This is a genomic window from Streptomyces sp. NPDC030183, assembly GCF_055573455.1.
Genome location: NZ_JBVIBK010000025.1, coordinates 14,432 through 29,204, shown reverse-complemented (window position 1 = coordinate 29,204; position 14,773 = coordinate 14,432). Strand labels below are relative to the sequence as shown.

16 protein-coding genes are annotated in these 14,773 nt (G+C 72.6%); 10 read left to right on the top strand and 6 right to left on the bottom strand.

The genetic code is table 11. The annotated features are described in order from the left end of the window. Positions 1 to 448 precede the first annotated feature (448 nt). From ACZ4Z2_RS27860 to ACZ4Z2_RS27840, 5 genes are read left to right on the top strand one after another with little or no spacing between them, the layout of a single operon-like run. Positions 449 to 1,348: an STAS domain-containing protein gene (locus ACZ4Z2_RS27860; protein WP_468079614.1), complete on the top strand. Its 900-nt coding sequence runs from the start codon at positions 449 to 451 to the stop codon at positions 1,346 to 1,348. Continuing rightward, positions 1,345 to 1,785: an STAS domain-containing protein gene (locus tag ACZ4Z2_RS27855; RefSeq protein ID WP_468079612.1), complete on the top strand. Its 441-nt coding sequence runs from the start codon at positions 1,345 to 1,347 to the stop codon at positions 1,783 to 1,785. The genes ACZ4Z2_RS27860 and ACZ4Z2_RS27855 overlap by 4 nt, the downstream gene beginning before the upstream one ends. Beyond that, positions 1,785 to 2,225, top strand: coding sequence for an anti-sigma regulatory factor (locus ACZ4Z2_RS27850; protein WP_468079610.1), 441 nt, complete (start codon positions 1,785 to 1,787; stop codon positions 2,223 to 2,225). Before ACZ4Z2_RS27855 ends, ACZ4Z2_RS27850 begins: the two co-directional genes overlap by 1 nt. Beyond that, the gene (locus tag ACZ4Z2_RS27845; RefSeq protein WP_468079763.1) at positions 2,225 to 3,289 is read left to right on the top strand and encodes a SpoIIE family protein phosphatase; all 1,065 of its coding nucleotides are present in this window, start codon (positions 2,225 to 2,227) and stop codon (positions 3,287 to 3,289) included. Before ACZ4Z2_RS27850 ends, ACZ4Z2_RS27845 begins: the two co-directional genes overlap by 1 nt. Next, positions 3,286 to 5,034, top strand: a complete 1,749-nt coding sequence (locus ACZ4Z2_RS27840; RefSeq protein ID WP_468079608.1) for a PP2C family protein-serine/threonine phosphatase — start codon at positions 3,286 to 3,288, stop codon at positions 5,032 to 5,034. The genes ACZ4Z2_RS27845 and ACZ4Z2_RS27840 overlap by 4 nt, the downstream gene beginning before the upstream one ends. Before the next feature lie 25 nt (positions 5,035 to 5,059). Here ACZ4Z2_RS27840 and ACZ4Z2_RS27835 read toward each other — a convergent pair whose 3' ends face one another. The 4 genes from ACZ4Z2_RS27835 to ACZ4Z2_RS27820 form a co-directional block, all read right to left on the bottom strand. Then, positions 5,060 to 5,869 (bottom strand): SAM-dependent methyltransferase, encoded by an 810-nt coding sequence (locus tag ACZ4Z2_RS27835; RefSeq protein WP_468079606.1) that lies wholly within the window; start codon positions 5,867 to 5,869, stop codon positions 5,060 to 5,062. Between the two features lie 33 nt (positions 5,870 to 5,902). Next, entirely contained in the window at positions 5,903 to 6,463 is a 561-nt protein-coding gene (locus ACZ4Z2_RS27830) for a hypothetical protein (protein ID WP_468079604.1), read from the bottom strand. Between the two features lie 304 nt (positions 6,464 to 6,767). Further along, positions 6,768 to 7,019 (bottom strand): DUF397 domain-containing protein, encoded by a 252-nt coding sequence (locus ACZ4Z2_RS27825; protein WP_468079602.1) that lies wholly within the window; start codon positions 7,017 to 7,019, stop codon positions 6,768 to 6,770. Between the two features lie 3 nt (positions 7,020 to 7,022). Beyond that, the gene (locus ACZ4Z2_RS27820) at positions 7,023 to 7,844 is read right to left on the bottom strand and encodes a helix-turn-helix domain-containing protein (RefSeq protein ID WP_468079600.1); all 822 of its coding nucleotides are present in this window, start codon (positions 7,842 to 7,844) and stop codon (positions 7,023 to 7,025) included. A 304-nt stretch (positions 7,845 to 8,148) separates the two neighbouring features. On the opposite strand from ACZ4Z2_RS27820, the gene ACZ4Z2_RS27815 reads away from it, so the two are divergent. Together ACZ4Z2_RS27815 and ACZ4Z2_RS27810 are read left to right on the top strand one after the other, a co-directional pair. Then, entirely contained in the window at positions 8,149 to 9,561 is a 1,413-nt protein-coding gene (locus ACZ4Z2_RS27815; protein WP_468079599.1) for a hypothetical protein, read from the top strand. A gap of 83 nt (positions 9,562 to 9,644) precedes the next feature. Next, positions 9,645 to 10,826 (top strand): hypothetical protein, encoded by a 1,182-nt coding sequence (locus ACZ4Z2_RS27810; RefSeq protein ID WP_468079597.1) that lies wholly within the window; start codon positions 9,645 to 9,647, stop codon positions 10,824 to 10,826. A gap of 88 nt (positions 10,827 to 10,914) precedes the next feature. On the opposite strand, the gene ACZ4Z2_RS27805 is transcribed toward ACZ4Z2_RS27810, so the two are convergent. Then, a complete protein-coding gene (locus ACZ4Z2_RS27805) occupies positions 10,915 to 11,748 on the bottom strand; it encodes an SDR family NAD(P)-dependent oxidoreductase (RefSeq protein WP_468079595.1) in 834 nt (277 codons plus the stop codon). A gap of 373 nt (positions 11,749 to 12,121) precedes the next feature. Between ACZ4Z2_RS27805 and ACZ4Z2_RS27800 the strand changes: the two genes are divergently transcribed. From ACZ4Z2_RS27800 to ACZ4Z2_RS27790, 3 genes are all read left to right on the top strand, one after another. Further along, on the top strand, positions 12,122 to 12,541 hold the full coding sequence (locus ACZ4Z2_RS27800; RefSeq protein ID WP_468079594.1) for an ATP-binding protein: 420 nt from the start codon (positions 12,122 to 12,124) through the stop codon (positions 12,539 to 12,541). After that, positions 12,538 to 13,089, top strand: a complete 552-nt coding sequence (locus tag ACZ4Z2_RS27795) for a DUF6624 domain-containing protein (RefSeq protein ID WP_468079592.1) — start codon at positions 12,538 to 12,540, stop codon at positions 13,087 to 13,089. The genes ACZ4Z2_RS27800 and ACZ4Z2_RS27795 overlap by 4 nt, the downstream gene beginning before the upstream one ends. Before the next feature lie 106 nt (positions 13,090 to 13,195). Continuing rightward, on the top strand, positions 13,196 to 13,630 hold the full coding sequence (locus ACZ4Z2_RS27790; protein WP_468079591.1) for a VOC family protein: 435 nt from the start codon (positions 13,196 to 13,198) through the stop codon (positions 13,628 to 13,630). A 46-nt stretch (positions 13,631 to 13,676) separates the two neighbouring features. Here the strand turns inward: ACZ4Z2_RS27790 and mraY are convergent, their stop codons facing one another. Further along, positions 13,677 to 14,744 (bottom strand): phospho-N-acetylmuramoyl-pentapeptide-transferase, encoded by a 1,068-nt coding sequence (mraY, locus tag ACZ4Z2_RS27785; protein ID WP_468079590.1) that lies wholly within the window; start codon positions 14,742 to 14,744, stop codon positions 13,677 to 13,679. Between the last annotated feature and the right edge of the window lie 29 nt (positions 14,745 to 14,773).

Genomic DNA, 14,773 nt, shown 5'->3' with positions numbered 1-14,773 from the left:
GCCGGAAGCAACAGAGTGAGCGCGAGGCAAGCACGTGGGAAGGGTTCGGATGCCTGTCGGACCGGTGGTGGGTCGGCGGTCGGACGCTCCTGGCGTCGAAGGCGCCGCCCTCGCGGATCCGTGTCCCGGCGGTGTCGCGCGATACGAGCGAGGACCGTCCGCGCCTGCCCGTCCACGGGCCCGGCGCGCGTCGGCCGACGACGCCGGATCCACCCGCGCCGCTCCCCCACTCCCGGCGGGGACGGTCGCGCCGTCGCGCGGCCGAAAGGGGCGCCGGGGCGAGGATGCCCGCATCGGTGCCGGTCCCGGGGGTCGAGCCGGGCGACCGGCTCTTCTTCATGCGCGGCGGGCTGTACGGCGGCGCCATGACCGGGTGCGCCGCCCCAGGACCACGCCCCCCACTCGTTCCCCGCACCGGGGAGTCGTATCAGTACGTGAGGAGAGACCCGTGCCGGAGCAGGACACGGCAGACAAGCGCAGGACACCGGCCCAGGAGGTGGCCGGCTTCCTGCGCGACCGCCAGGAACAGATCGCGCAGCGCTGGGCCGACGCCGCGCTGTTCCGTACCGTCTTCACCCACTCCCGGGACGAGGCGGTGGAGGCGGGCCGCGCCGTCGTGGACGCGCTCGCCGCCGTGGCGACGGCGGAGCGGGTCGAGGACGCGGAGTCCGACGGCTTCCACGTCGTTCGCGACCAGCTCGCACGGACGGCCGCCTCCCGGGCGCGGGCGGGTTCCAGCATCACCCAGATCTCCGCCGAGGTGGACGCGCTGCGACCGCCCGTCACCGACCTCTTCCTCGCCGAGTTCGCCGACGCGCCCACGGAACACGTCCGCGAGTGCGCCACGACCCTCACGGTCCTGATGGGCACGCTGCGTCTGGTGGTGCTGGAGACGGCCCTGAGCGAGGGCGAGGAAGTCATCCACCGGCAGCGGATGCAGCTGCTGGAAGTCGCCACTCCGGTGATCAAGCTGTGGGAGGGCATCGTCGCCGTCCCCCTCATCGGCACCTTGGACAGCGCGCGCAGCCAGGTCGTGATGGAGACGCTGCTGAACTCCATCGTCGAGCAGCACGCCAGGTTCGCCATCCTCGACATCACGGGTGTCCCGACCGTCGACTCCCTGGTGGCCCAGCACCTGATGAAGACGGTCGCCGCGGCACGGCTGATGGGCGCCGAGTGCATCGTCTCCGGGATCCGGCCGGCCATCGCGCAGACCATCGTGCACCTGGGCATCGACCTCAGCTCGGTGCTGACCCGCTCCAGCCTCGCGGACGCCCTCGCGTACGCGCTGCGAGAGCAGGGCACGGACATCGTCACGCGCGAGGCCGCCGGTTCGGAGTACAGGTGAGCGGCGCCTTCCCCTCCCCGTACGGCGGCCCGTCCCCGTACGCGGCCCCGGTCCCCGTCCTGAAGCTGGGCGATGTGCTGCTGGTGACGTTGCAGGGGGATCTGCACGACGGCACCGCGGAGCAGTTGCAGCAGGACATCAGCGACACGGTCGCGCGCAGCGGGGCCACGGGGGTCGTCATCGACCTGTCGGGTGTGGAGATCGTCGACTCGTTCCTCGGACGGGTGCTCGGTGACATCGCCGCCCAGACGAGTCTGCTCGCCGCCCGGACCGTCGTGTCGGGCATGCGTCCGGCGGTGGCCATCACCCTGGTGGAGCTGGGGTTGACGCTGCCCGGGCTGCGTACCGCGCTCACCACCGAGGACGCGATGCGTCTGCTCGGCGACCAGGCCCCGTCCCACCCCCGCCCGGGGCGCACCCGCCAGGAGAGTGTGTGATGCAGACCGCCGGCGGCGTCTCCGCCTGCCTGCCGATCCACTCGGACCTGGATCTGGTGTGGGTACGGCAGCATGTGCGGCAGGCGGCCGCCCAGCTCGGCTTCGGCCTGGTCGAACAGACGAAACTGGTGACGGCGGCCAGCGAGCTGGCCCGCAACACGCTGATCCACGGCGGCGGGGGTCAGATGCAGTGTGCGCCGGTGTCCAGCGGTGGCGTGCGAGGGCTGCGGCTGGCGTTCAGCGACGAGGGGCCGGGCATCCCGGACCTCGACCAGGCTCTCGTGGACGGTTTCACCTCCGGTGAGGGCCTCGGGATGGGGCTGGGCGGCGCGCGCCGGCTGGTCCACGAGTTCGACATCGACACCCGCCCCGGCGGGGGCACCACCGTGACGGTGACGACCTGGTTGCCGAGTGCGCCGCGTCCGCGCGAGGAGCGATGATGCCCCGCGTGTGGGAGGTGCCGGTGCACGACTCGACCCGGGTACGCGACGCCCGGGTGGCCGCGGAGGACGCGGCCGGACGGGCCGGGCTGGACGGGGACCGGGCCGCCGAGGCGGCGCTCGTGGCGACCGAACTGGCCACCAATCTGCTCAAGCACGCCGACGGCGGGTCGATACTGCTGGAGGTCGTGGACGGGCGCCTCACGGGCGACGACGCGGCCCCGATGGTGCAGATCGTGGCGATCGACCACGGGCCGGGGATGCGTGATGTGCGGGGGGCGCTGCGGGACGGGTACTCGACGACCTCCTCCCTGGGCGCGGGTCTGGGCACCTGTCGTCGGGTCGCCGACGACTTCGATCTGCACAGCACGGTCGGCCGGGGCACCGTCGCCCTGGCACGGCTCGGTTCCCGTCGTCGGCGCGGCGGCGCCCCGGCGCGTCCCACGGGGCACGGCGTACGGGCGGGGGGCGTCAACATCCCGTACGGCGGCGCGGAGTTCTCCGGTGACGCCTGGGCGTGGGTGCGGGCGGACCACCTCACGACGCTGATCCTCGCCGACGGGCTGGGCCACGGCCCCGAGGCGGCACGCGCCTCCTCGGCCGCGGTCGAGGAGCTGCGCCGGGTGCCCGATCTGCCGCCCGCGCAGGTGCTGCGACGACTGGAGGGCGCTCTGCGAGGCACCCGGGGGGCGGCCGTCGCAGTCGCCCAACTCGACGCCTCGGCCGGGCGGTTGCGCTTCACCGGGGTCGGCAACATAGGGGCGCGGCTGCGGACCGGAGCGACCTGGCAGCCCCTGGTGTCGCGGCCCGGGATAGTGGGCGCGCACCGGTCGGCGACCATGCCGCAGCACGAGCTGCCCTGGGGGAACGACTGTCTTCTCGTGCTGCACAGCGACGGTCTTCCGACTCGCTGGAGCCCCGGCCCGGCAGCCCACAGTCCCGCCCTCGACCCCGCTGTCGTCGCCGCCGTGATCGTGCGTGACGCGAGCAGCCCCGCCCGGCCGGTCCGCGACGACACCAGTGTCGCGGTGCTGAGCCCCTCCCCGCCGGATCACCTCCCATGACCAGAACCTGGCCCATCAGTTCCGTCACCGACGCGGCGCGCGCCCGGATCGCCACCGCGCGGCTGGCCACGGCCCACGGGGTGTCGCCGACCGATCGCGCCCGGCTGGTGACCGCCCTCACCGCGCAGCTGCGGCAGTGCCTCACCAAGGGCGGCACCTGGCTGCTGACCGCGCGGGCCGCGGCGACACCGCCGGCCGGCAGCCGGTTCCTCGTCGAGGTGACCTCCTCGACGCAGCGGCCGGGCGAGTTCCGGCAGCCCTGGCGGCTCACCGTGGGCTGCGCGCAGGAGGCGGAGTTCCCGGACTCCGGGCATGTCGGCGACGATCCGGTGACGCTGGCGGAGGCCCTGTTCGGCGCGGACGAGGACGCCGCGCTGCTGCTGGAGAAGCTGGACGAGCAGGAGGCGCTGGTCGCCTTCCACCGTGAGGAGCTGCACCAGACGAACCAGGGTGTCCTCGCGCTGCACGCCGAGCTGGACGCGGCGGGACGCGCGCAGCGGGAGTTGTTCGCCGCCGAGCAGAAGGCCCGTGAGGAGGCGGAGAACGCGCGGGGACGGCTCACGTTCCTCGCCGACGCCAGCGCCGCCCTGACGGCGTCCCTCAACCATGACGAGATCGTGCGGCTGCTGCCGACGCTCCTGGTGCCCCGGTACGCCCGTACCGCCGACGTCTGGCTGTTCGACGGGGACGACTACGCGCACCTGAGCGGCCCGCGCCCGGCCGCCGCCGTGCTGGCGGCCCGCCGCGGGCGCCCCCAGTACGCTGCGGACCATCCCGGCGGTCTCCCCGGGGTCGATGACCAGCCTCCGTCGGCGCTGGACCCGGAGCGGCCGCTGCTGTGCGTGCCCCTGATGACGCGCGGTGCTCCGCTGGGCGTGCTCACCCTGTCGCCGCCGGGCGAACGCTGGGACGCCGACGACGCGTTCATGCTGATCGAGCTCGCCCGCCGGGCCGGTGTCGCCCTGGAGAACGCCCGGCGCTTCGAGCACAACCGGGACATCGCCGAGACGTTGCAGCGTGCCCTGCTCACCGAGCTGCCCCTGACACCGGGGCTGCGGCTCGCGGCGCGCTATCTGCCGGCCACCCGGGGGCTGAACATCGGCGGGGACTGGTACGACGCCTTCCGTCAGCCCGACGGCAGCCTGATCACCGTGATCGGCGACGTCACCGGGCACGGTCTGCACGCCGCCGTGATGATGAGCCAGCTGCGCACCGCGCTGCGCGCCTACGCGGTGGACGGCAAGAGCCCCGGCCAGCTCCTCACCCAGCTGCACCTGTTCCTGCACCATCTGCAGCCCGACCTGTTCGCCACGGCCGTCATCGCCCGTTTCCATCCGCACGAGCCGACCCTGACCTGGGCGGCGGCGGGGCATCCGCCGCCGGTGCTGCGCTCGCCCGACGGCGAGGTGCGGGTGCTGGACGCCAAACCGGGGGCGATGCTCGGTATCCCGCTGCGCCAGGAGATCGCCGACCACACCGTCCCGCTGCCGCCCGGGTCCACGCTCGCGCTGTACACGGACGGTCTGGTGGAGCGCCGGGCCCAGGGCATAGACCCGGGCATCGACCGGCTGGCCTCCGCGCTCGGCGCGCTGCGGCCGGCGGCGCTCGACGACGACCTGGAGGGCTCCGCCGACCTGCTGCTGCACCCGCTGCTCGACGACTCCGAGCACGAGGACGACGTGTGCCTGCTGCTGTGCCATGTGCACAGCGGCACCGGGAAGGTCACCGCCGCCCCGCTCCCCTGAACGGGGCCTCAGGCCGGCGGCCGGGTCACGGCTTGTACGCCACTCCCCCGTACACGTCGGTCGGTTCCGGGGCGGTGCCCGGTTCCGGGCGCCACAGCGGGCAGGAGACGATGCCGGGTTCCAGCAGTTCGAGGCCCTCGTAGTACGCGGTGAGCTGGCGGGGGCTGCGCAGCACGTAGGGGACGGCACCGGTGTCGTCGTATCCGTCCTGCGCGCGCTTGAGCTCGGCGTCGGTGTCGGTGCTGTCGTAGTGGACGAAGTAGCTGCCCGAGGGCAGCGCCGCCTGGAGGCGGCGGACGATGTCCTTGGCCTCCTCGTAGTCCTGGATGTGGCCGAGGATGCCCATGAGCATGAGGGCGACTGGCTTGCCGAAGTCGAGGACCTTCCCGGCGTGTTCGAGGATCGCGTCGGGGTCGTGCAGATCGGCGTCGACGTAGTCGGTGACGCCCTCGGGGGTGCTGGTGAGCAGGGCCTGGGCGTGGCGCAGGACCAAGGGGTCGTTGTCGACGTAGACGATGCGGGACTCGGGGGCGACCTTCTGCGCGACCTGGTGGGTGTTGTCGTAGGTCGGCAGTCCGGTGCCGATGTCCAGGAACTGGCGGATGCCGCACTCACGGGCCACGAAGGTGACCGTGCGGATGAGGTAGACGCGGGAGGCGCGGGCCATCGTCTCGATGTTGGGGGCGATCTCCCGGTAGGCGTCACCGGCGACCCGGTCGACCTCGTAGTTGTCCTTGCCGCCCATCCAGTAGTTCCAGATACGCGCCGAGTGCGGCACCGTGGTGTCGATCTTCGACAGGGCTTCCTGGTCGGGAGTGGGGTGGCCGTCTGGCATGGGACTCTCCTGCCTCACATCGCGTGGTCGTCGCTAACCTACCGTCAACTGCTCGGTGTCGCCCCAGAGTTGGGCTCGCCGGGAATCGGTGATCCGGATGGGGCGGCTCGTCTCGCCGACGTGGACGGTCACGACCGGCACGTGCTGGGCGAGGGTGTCGAACGCGCGCGCGTACGCGGTGGCGGCCTCCGCCGCCTCGCTGACCTGCTCGTCGCCGTGTGGGTGACCCCCGGCGCAGGTGACCCGCTCGCAGGGGGTCCGGCCGGTCGTGGCCAGGTGGAGCATGGCGCCGTCGCGTTCGGCCACCGCCTCCGCGAAGTCGAGGGCCTGGATCCAGGTGACCCGGGACCGGCCGCGCCTCAGCGGCCCGTGGACCAGCTCGGCGATCAGTCCGCTGTCGACGGCGAGCCGGCCGGGTCCGGCGAGGAGTTCGCGGTAGGGCAGGGCCGGGTCGAGGTGGTGCAGGCCGGGCGGCATGTGCCGGATCTGGAAGCCCAGCCGGGCCAGCGCGGCGATCAGCCGGGCCCGGCCCGGTCCTTCGTGGCCCTCGACGATCAGGGTCCGGTAGCGGGTGAGTGTGGGGGGAGGCGTCATCCCCGCCCCTCGGGAGCGGCCCGGCCGGGGCGGCCGGCGTGTCGGACGGTCGGCATGGCTCGACCGGGGACACGAGGCGGCGTGCGCATGCCGCTCCCTTCGGGTGGTGCGCCTGCGGTGGTGTTGCCCGCCCCGCGGACGGGGTTCCCCAGTGTGCTCGCCGGGCGGAGCGGGTGGGGAGTCCGTGCGGGCGTTGTCCGGTTGTGCGGGCGTAGTGGTCCGGGCGCCCGAGGGGTCGTCCGCGAGATCCCTTAGTCCGGTCGGGCGGGTGGGCGGCGGTGCCCGGGGGGGCGGCGGCGTCCCGTCAGGCGATCAGGAAGTCGGCCTGTCCGGCCTTGGCTCCTTCGAGGAACGCCACGATCTCCTCGCGCGAGTAGACGAGGGCGGGGCCGTCCGGGTCCTTGGACTGGCGGAAGGCGACGCTGCCGTCGGGCAGGCGCTTGGCCTCGACGCAGGAGCCGCCGTTGGTGCCGCTCCAGGGCTTGCGCCAGCCCTCGGCGCCGAGTTCGGGGGCGGGCATGCCGCTGTGGACGGGGCGGTCGGGTGTGCTTGCCATGTGTCACAACTCCTTGCGTAGTGCCGCCAGGATGTCCCTGGTTCTGGCCACCGGTTCCGCCTGCACGGACATCCGGTCCAGTACCTCCAGGTAGGTCACGACGTCCGTGGGCTGGTCGACGTACTGGGCGCCGGCGAGGCCCTCGGTGTAGACGATGTCGGGGAGTTCGGAGAAGCCGAAGCGGAAGTAGTGGAAGGGGCCGTACGCGCCGGGGTGCGGCCCGGCGGCGAAGCGCATGATCTGGATCCTGATCTTGGGTCTCTCGGTGGCCTCGACGAGCCGGTCGATCTGGGCCCGCATCACCTCGGGGCCGCCGACCGGCCGCCGCAGCACGGTCTCGTCGAGGACGGCCCAGACGGCGGGCGCCTCGGGTTTGACGAGCAGGTCCTGGCGTCTGAGCCGTAACGCGACCCGGCGGTCGATGTCCTCGGGGCTCGCGTTGGGGAAGCCGACGCGCAGGAGCGCGGCGGCGTAGTCGTGCGTCTGCAGCAGGCCGGGGACGTACTGGGGTTCGTAGAGGCGGATGACCTGGGCCTCGCTCTCCAGGCTCACATAGGCGCTGAACCAGTCGGGGAGCACATCGCGGTACTTGTGCCACCAGCCGGGTTGGTTGGCCTCCCGGGCGAGGGACAGGAAGTCGTCGATCTCCGTGTCGGAGACCCCGTAGGTGCGCAGCAGCTCCTTCACGTAGGGGATGCGGAGGCCGACCTCGGCCTTCTCCATGCGGCGGACGGTCAGTGCGGTGACCTCGATGGCGCGGGCGGCCTCGTCGAAGGAGACTCCGGCTTGCTCCCGTAACTGCCGGAGCCGCTTACCGAGAACCATGCGCAGGACCGTGGGCGCCGCCGGGGCGGTCCCTCCAACGCGGGTCTCACTCACGTGCAACCTCCCGGGCGGGATTCACAGCGTGCAGTGTGCCACGCGATCCATTGACAAGGACAGATCCTCGGCGTTCATTCTGAAATTATCAGAACGCCGGTTGCGGGCTGAGTTGTTCGGCCACCATAGTGATCGAGCGACCTGCCGCACAGAGCGGGCAGCGTCCCTCGAACTCCTCCGGCCCGCCCCGGAGTTGGCGCAAGGGCGGGTACCGGTTCACAGCCGCGCGCCGACACGATGCGATTCCTGGATGGCCGCCGTGACCAACGGATCAGCAAGGAACCCCGTGAAGACGCCCGGCGGGCCCAACAAGCCGCTCGCGGCCGCCTTGAAGGAGGCGGGCTGTTCGTACGCCTCCCTCGCCCTGCGGGTCAATGAGCTGGGCCGCTGCCAGGGCTCGGAGACCAACTACGACAAGGCCTCGGTGACCCGCTGGTTACAGGGCCAGCAACCACGGGGCAACACGCCGGAGTTGATCGCCGCCGTCCTCGGCGAACGACTGGGCCGGGCGCTCACTCCGGCGGATCTCGGCTTTCCGATCGACCGGGGGCGGCCGGTGACGGGGCGGGCGCTGATGTACGGGGAGAACGTGGCCGAGACGCTGCACACCCTGGCCGAGCTGGGGTCGACCGACATCTCGCGGAGAAGTCTGCTCGGGTCGGTGCCGTTCGTACCGGGGGCGCTGACGAACCCTCAGCGGGCCTGGCTGCTGTGGCTGGTGGAGAGCCGTGACACGCCCCGGCCGGCGTCCGTGTCGGGTGCGGGGCCGGTGGAGCAGGTCCACGCGATGATCCGCATGTTCGACGAGATGGACAACCAGTTCGGGGGCGGCGGCGTCCGTACGAGCATCGTGCAGTATCTGACCACCGAGGTCATCCCGATGCTGCACCAGCGCGGCGTGCCGGCCGGCCCGCGGCGCGAGCTGTTCGCCGCGGCGGCCCGCCTGGCCGCCATGGCCGGCTGGAGTTCGTACGACGCCGGCGAGTACGGGCTGGCGCAGCGGTACATGACGCAGGGGCTCCGGCTCTGCGCGGAGGGCCGCGACCATGTGCTCGGCGGGCAGATCCTCGCCGGGCTGTCCCATCTGGCGACGAGTCTGGGCCGCCCCGACGAGGGCGTGGCGCTGGCGCGGGCCGGTGTCGCCACCGCCAGGGACGCGGGCAGTCCCCTCGGGCTGATGCGGCTGCACGCCATGTCGGCGCGGGGTCATGCGGCGCTCGGGCGTCCACGGGAGACGGCGGAGGCGCTGCGGGCGGCGGAGAAGCAGCTCGGCGCGAGCCGGGGTGCCGCGCAGGAGTCGCCGTGGGTGCGGTTCCTCGACCACCACTATCTGCAGGCGGAGTCGGCCCTCTGCTTCCGTGATCTCGGCCTGGCCGCGCAGGCGGAGCACACCGCGAACGAGTCGGTGCGCGCCAACGCCGACCGGCGGCGGCGTCAGGCCATCAGCCGGTCCGTGCTCGCCACGGCGCACCTTCAGCAGAACCGCCTCGACGAGGCCGTCGCCACCGCCACCGACGCGCTGGAGGCGCTCAGCGGGGTGCACAGCGAGCGCTCGATCCAGGCGCTGCGCGACTTCCGTGGGCGGCTCGCGTCCCGTCGCCACGAGCCGTTGGTGCAGGAGTTCGAACGCCGGTCGCGGGTGGTGCTGGGGGCGGCGGCCTGAGGTTCGCGGCCCGAGGCTCGCGGCCGCACCGGGACGCCTGGCCGGTGTGCCCGCTGTCAGTGGCTGGTGGCAGCATCACGGCCATGGATGTCACCGTGACCACTCCGCCGCGACCGCTCGACGTCACGGCGCTCTTCCCCGAACTGGCCCCACTGGCACGCACGGCGACCCGGCTGCACCCCCGGCCCGGGGCTCCGTCGCCGCGCGACAGTTCGGTCGGCGGGCCGCTGTTGTGGCCCGTGGGTGAGCCGTGGCCGCACTGCGAGGGCCGGCACGAACTGGACGGGGTGAGTCCGGCGATGACCCCGGCGGACGTCAGAGCCGAACGCCGGATCCGAGCCGCCGCGCAGGGCAGGAGCCTGACCCCGGAGGAACGGGAGACCCTGGCCCGCGTCCGTCCCCCGAGGACGCGTCCGGCGGAGAGGTCGCGGGGCCGCCACCCGTACGAGGGTCCGGTGCCGATGCTGCCGCTGGTGCAGCTGTACGCGCGCGACGTGCCCGATCTGCGGACGCCCGCGGGGGCGGACCTCCTCCAGGTGCTGTGGTGCCCCTTCGACCACCCTCCGCTGACGTTCATGCCCCGGACCGCACTGTTCTGGCGGTCCGCCTCCACGGTCGTGGACGTCCTCACCGCTCCCCCGGAACCGTCCGTGGTGCAGTACGACCATTACGTGCCCGAGCCGTGCCTGCTCGCCCCTGAGCAGATCACCGAGTACCCCAGCTCCCTGGAACTGGGCAGGGAACTGCGGGACCAGCTCGGTGACTGGAGCAGATGGCAGTCGGCCGGCGCCGCCGTGGACAGCTCGTACGAGCCCTGCCCGGAGGAGTTCTACTGGGACAACCTGTCCGTGGCGCCCGGCTTGAAGGTCGGCGGCTGGGCCCCCTGGGGCTACACCGATCCCATCGCCCGGTTCTGCCCCGCCTGCGACACCAGGATGGAACCGCTGCTGACCGTCCCCACCTTCGAATGGGACGACAGCACGCGCGGCTGGGCCCCGGCGGCGGCCCACGAGGAGCCCCACCGCACGGATCCGTCCACCACGCCCACCGGCCCGGACCCCCAGGCCGTGGTCGACTTCTTCCGCGCCCGGGGCATCGAGGCGCACGAACGCGGCCGCGTCCCCCGTGACCACCGCGTCCCGCCGCCCATCGCCGACCCCGCTCCGAGACAGCCCACCGCCGTCCAGATAGGCAGCGGCCACCGCCAGCAGCTCTACGTCTGCCCGGCCTCTCCGGAGCACCCGCACACGGAGCTGATGCAGTAGCCGCACGGACGACCGCGGCGGGCAGGAATGCCACCCCACCGGCCGCGCGGCGGGCGCCGGTTGCCGGAAGCCGTCCGCTGAGGGTACGTCAGAACCCGTCCGGTGAGGGCGCGTTCTGGGCCCGGTCCACGGGCAGGTGGACGCCGGAGACACCGCTCGCCCAGTCGGACAGCAGGAAGACCACCGCGCGTGCCACCTCGTGCGGGGTGACGGGTGCGCCGGTCGGCAGCTCCGCGCTCACGAACCGGTCGTACGCTCCCGGGTCCTCCCTGCGCAGACGGTCCCAGCGGCGGCCGGGGATCAGCATCGAGCCCGGTGACACCGCGTTGACGCGGATGCCGTCGGGGCCCAGTTCGCGGGCGAGTGAGGCCGCCAGGTGGATCTGGGCGCTCTTGGCCGCCCCGTACTGGGCGGGGCGGCCCGGTTTCCAGCCGGAGATCGAGCTGATCAGCACGACCGAGCCGCCCCCGGCGGCCCGCAGATGCGGCAGCGCGGAGCGTACGAGGCGAGCCGCGTGCCCGACGTTCAGGTCCCATGTCGCCGACCAGTCGGCGGCGTCGGCCTGTTCGAAGCCGCCGCCCAGCGAGCCGCCGACGCAGGCCACGACCCCGTCGACTGCGCCGAATCGTTTCGCCACCGTGGTGACGAAGTCCTCCAGCCCGCCCTGCTTGGTCACGTCCACTTCCTGGGTGAACAGACGGGTCCGCTCCTCCCCCGGCAGGGACGTGTGCAGCGCCGCCAGTCCCGCCTTCCCCCGCGCGCAGGTCGCCACCCTGGCGCCCTGGGCGAGCAGGAGCCGTACGATGCCCTCCCCCAGGCCCCGGCTGCCGCCGGTGACCACCACACGTTTGCCCCGCATGCCGGGCCAGCCGGCGCGGACGGACCGCTCCGCGCAGTGCGGTCCCTCGTCGACGTTCCCCATGGTGGCGAAGATATACAGTCCGCGTCACTACCCGCCCGCAACTGCACAACCCCTCCACCACCTGGTGTTTCGTGTGCCCGGTGCTGTTGTCTTCGACAACAGCACCGGCGGTCCGCCAGCGGCCGCCCCGAGCACCGAGGAGGAACCGGATGACGGCCGTCCGTGTCCGCGCGACCCGCCGACGGACCACCGCCGCGACGCCACAGGATCAGATCGCCGCCGGGCCGGCACGCCACCTGATCCCTGCCGGGCCGACACGCCACCGGATCGCTGCCGCAGTGGCGCACGACCTCGGCTGGAGCGTCCATGGCGACGCCCCGTCCGGCGGAGCGGCTGAAGGGGCGGCCGGGAGGGCGGACGCGGTGATGCTGCCTTGATCTCGCTCAAGAGGTCCCGGCTCGTCCGCCTGGCAGTGCCCGCGCGTCCGTCGTGCGCCGCCGGGGTGCGGCGTGCGGTTGCCGCGCAGCTCGCCCGCTGGGACCTGTCCGCGATCGCCGACGACGCCGTGCTCGCCACGGACGAACTGTTCGCCAACGCGGTGCGGCACGGGAGCGCCGGGCCCGCCGACACCATCGCCGTCACCCTCGAATGCTCCGAGCGGGCGTTACGGGTGACGCTCGCCGATCCCTCCCCCGCCCGGCCCCGGCCCCGAATGGTGGACGACACCGCCGAGTCGGGGCGCGGCCTGGCCATCGTCGCCGCGCTGGCCGACGACTGGGGCACCGATCCGCCGGGCGTCGGCTACGTGGGCAAAGGCGTGTGGTTCTCGCTCGCCGTACGGGAGCCGACGTGAAAGACGCCCCCGCCAGGGAGGGCACCCCCCTGATCGCCGCGCCCTCGCAGCAGGTCGTGGCCGTCGAGTTGGTCCGCAGGGCGGAGGACGAGCGGCGACTGGCCCGTGAGGCGCGGTCGGCCCCGACCGTCCGGGCCCGCGCCCGCATCGCCGAGTGCCGGGCCGGGAACGCGGACGCCCTCCACGCGATCGTCGCCCGCCACGGCTGGCCCACCGCCGCTCTCGTCGGCGAACCGGCGTCGACGGCCGCCCTGGTGATCCTGCTGCACTCCCCCGACCTGGGTTTCCAGCTCACCTGCCGCGATCTGATCGCCGAGGCCGTCGCGGACGGCCGCTGCCCGGCCGTGCACCACGCCTATATCGCCGACCACTGCGCGGTCGAGCTGAGCCAACCGCAGTTCTACGGCACCCGCGTCGATCCCGGCACCCTCTTCCCGTACCCGGTCCGCCACCCCGAGACGGTCGACGAACGCCGTCGCGACGTCGGGCTCGGCCCTTTGGCGGAGCATCTGCGGGCGGTGCGGTTGGGGGCGAGCGGGGCGTTCTGAGGGGTGTCCACCGGCCGGTCCGGTACCCGTGCGAGGCCCGTGCGCGCAGCCTGTGCCTGCTCCAATTCCCTTCGCGGGTCCGCGCGACAGGCGTTATGGTGCGCCGATGTCATCGATCAAGAAGTTCCAAGTCACCTTCGACTGCGCCGATCCCGAGCGTCTCGCCCGCTTCTGGTGCGACGTGCTGGGATACGTCGTACCGCCGCCGCCCGAGGGGTTCGCGACGTGGGACGAGTACGACCGCTCCCTGCCGCCCGAGCGACAGGGGCAGGGGTTCGCGTGCGGGGATCCCACGGGGGTGGGCCCGCGTCTGTACTTCCAGCGCGTCCCCGAGGGCAAGGTGGTGAAGAACCGGGTGCATCTGGACGTGCGGGTCGGCACCGGGCTGGTGGGAGAAGAGCGCCTGGCCGCCCTGGAGGCCGAGTGCACCCGGCTGATCGCGCTCGGCGCGGTCCGCGAGCGACTCCTGCGGGCCGACGGCGTCTACGAGTCGTGCATCGTGATGCGGGACATCGAGGGCAACGAGTTCTGCCTCGACTGAGCGGCACCCGGGGCCGCGCGGACCGCCGCCGATCGCCGGCGGCGGCTCAGCCCGCCGCCCAGCCCGTGTAGAAGAGGCCGAGGCCGACGATCACGCAGATGCCCTGGATGGTCCAGAAGCGCACCACGACCAGGACCTCGGACCAGCCCTTGAGTTCGAAGTGGTGTTGCAGCGGGGCCATCCGGAAGACCCGTCGGCCGGTCAGCTTGAACGAACCGACCTGGATGATCACGGACAGGGTGATCAGCACGAAGAGTCCGCCGAGCACCACGAGCAGCAACTCGGTGCGGGAGCAGATGGCGAGGCCCGCGAGCGCGCCGCCGAGGGCCAGCGAACCGGTGTCGCCCATGAAGATCTTGGCCGGTGAGGTGTTCCACCACAGGAACCCGAAGCAGGCGCCCATCAGCGCGGCGGCGACGACGGCGAGGTCGAGCGGATCGCGCACCTCGATGCAGGAGGCGGGGTCGGTGAGTTCCATGGCGTTGGCGCACGAGTTCTGGAACTGCCACAGGCCGATGAAGGTGTAGCCGCCGAAGACCATGACGGACGCGCCGGTCGCCAGTCCGTCCAGTCCGTCGGTGAGGTTCACACCGTTCGACATGGCGAGGATCATGAACAGCGCCCACACGACGAACAGCACCGGACCGATGGTCCAGCCGAAGTCCGTGACGAAGGACAGCTTGAGCGAGGCGGGCGTCTGACCCCGCTCGTCCGCGAACCGGATGGCCAGCACGGCGAAGACGATGCCGACGATCAGCTGGCCGGCCATCTTCGCGCCGGCCCGCAGCCCCAGCGAACGCCGTTTGACGATCTTGATGTAGTCGTCGAGGAAGCCGACGACGCCCATGCCCGCCATCAGGAACAGCACCAGAACGCCGGGGTAGGTGGGGCTCTCACCGGCGAGGATCTTGGTGAGGGCGTAGGCGACCACGGTGGCCAGGATGAAGGCGATGCCGCCCATGGTCGGGGTGCCGCGCTTGCTGGCGTGCTCGCGGGGGCCGTCGTCGCGGATGTACTGCCCGTATCCCTTGCGGGCCAGCAACTTGATCAGCAGCGGTGTGCCGATGAGCGTCAGGAACATGCCTATGGCCCCGGCGTACAGGATCTGGTTCATGGGTCGGCGGTCTCCCCCTCGGCCTCACT